This window comes from Variovorax sp. 20P10.2.4 (assembly GCF_058244205.1).
Genome location: NZ_JBZAYE010001048.1, coordinates 1 through 1,622, shown reverse-complemented (window position 1 = coordinate 1,622; position 1,622 = coordinate 1). Strand labels below are relative to the sequence as shown.

2 protein-coding genes and 1 pseudogene are annotated in these 1,622 nt (G+C 69.7%); all 3 read right to left on the bottom strand.

Features of this window, described 5'->3' with window-relative positions; all coding sequences use genetic code 11:
- A pseudogene (locus AC27VN_RS40930) lies at positions 1-128 on the bottom strand (DJ-1/PfpI family protein); the annotation flags it as partial.
- Entirely contained in the window at positions 125-682 is a 558-nt protein-coding gene (locus AC27VN_RS40925) for an isochorismatase family protein (RefSeq protein ID WP_490880428.1), read from the bottom strand. The gene AC27VN_RS40925 and the pseudogene AC27VN_RS40930, both read right to left, overlap by 4 nt.
- Before the next feature lie 128 nt (positions 683-810).
- The coding region (locus AC27VN_RS40920) for an AI-2E family transporter (RefSeq protein ID WP_490880427.1) at positions 811-1,622 on the bottom strand (812 nt) is incomplete at its 5' end.

Here is a 1,622-nt window from a genome sequence, read left to right as displayed (position 1 = left end):
GGCCGCAGCCGCCGGTGCACGCGGCTCGCGGTGGTGAACACCTCGAACGGGCCTGCGAAGTCCAGGGCCTCGATGCCGTCGAAGGCCAGGATCAGCACGCGCAGCGCGGCGCCCGGTGAAGAACTCATGCCGCTCGTTCCAGTGCCTGCGCCACGTTGCAGATGGTCGCGAAGCGTCCCGCCAGCACGGTCGCGGTGCGGGCCTTGATGTCGGCGGCCGAGAGCGGCGTGCCGTCGGGCTGCGTCATGTCGAAGGTCAGCGTGGCGTCGGTCACGTAGTCGACCTCCCAGCCCAGGTCCGAGGCGTGGCGCGTGGTGGTCTCGCAGCACTGCTCGGTGCGGATGCCGCTCACGATCAGCCGGCCGATGCCCTGCTGGGTGAGCCAGATGTCGAGCCCGCTGTTGACCAGCGCGCTGTGGCGGTGCTTGGTGAAGGTGGCGGCGGCCTCGAAGCCGGCCACGCCCTCGATCGGGCGCACAAAGCCCGATTCGACCGCGAAGGGGTTGGCGGCGGTGCTCGGGCCGTCGACGTGGTAGATGCGCACGATCGGCAGGCCGGCTTCGGCCGCGCCGGCGATCAGCGCGTTCTGCGCCGCGAAGTAGGGCGCCGCGACGCCTTCGTTCCAGTACGGGCGCTGGCGGAACGATTCCTGGGCGTCGATCACAATCAGACAGGTCTTCATGGCGGATTTTCCGAAGGCGAAGTGGATGATGCGCCCAATTCTTGGCGGTTTCGCGCCCGCGGGCCGCTCGGGAGCGGACCAGAATCGATCAGATCAGGACATCGCCCGGCGCGCAGGGCGCCGCCGCCTCAGACCAGCCCGCCGGCCTGCAGCTCTTTCTTGAGGTAGGCGTAGAACAGCGGCGCGGCCACCAGCCCGGCCGGGCCGAACACCGCCTCGGCCACGAACATCACGGCCAGCAGCTCCCACACGCTCATCTGCGTGCGGCTGCCCACCACCTTGGCGTTGATCACGTATTCGGCCTTGTGGATCAGGATCAGGAAGGCCAGGCAGGCCGCGGCCGTGACCGGCGACACCGACAACGCCACCAGCGTGATCACCGCATTGCACACCAGGTTGCCCACGATCGGCACCAGCCCGGCCACGAAGGTCAGCGTGATCAGCGCGGGCGTGTAGGGCAGGTGCGGGCCCCACAGCGGCATCAGCACCAGCAGGAAGATGGCGGTCAGCAGCGTGTTGAAGGCGGCGATCCAGAACTGCGCCGCGACGATCTGGCCGAAGGCCTGGCCGAACATCGTGATGCGCTGGTGCAGTTCCTCCGACAGCGGCCGGCGCGGTCCGCGCGCATGCGCCACCGCGGCCAGCCCGCCGATGATCAGTCCCACGTAGGCGAACAGCAGCGCCCCGAGCCAGGCCCGGCCGGTGAGCGCCAGCATGCCGGCCTGGGCGCGCATGTAGTTCGCCACCATGCGCTGGATCTCGGCCGCGCCCTCGGGCAGGTAGACCGCGATCTCGGGCGGCAGCTTCAGCCGCAGTTCGAGCACCGTGCGCGCCGTGTAGTCGAGCAGCTCGCGGTACTGGTCGGGCGCGTCGATGATGTATTCCCGCGCCTGCGAGAGCCCCAGCGTGATCAGCGCGATCGGCGCCAGCAGCACCAGCG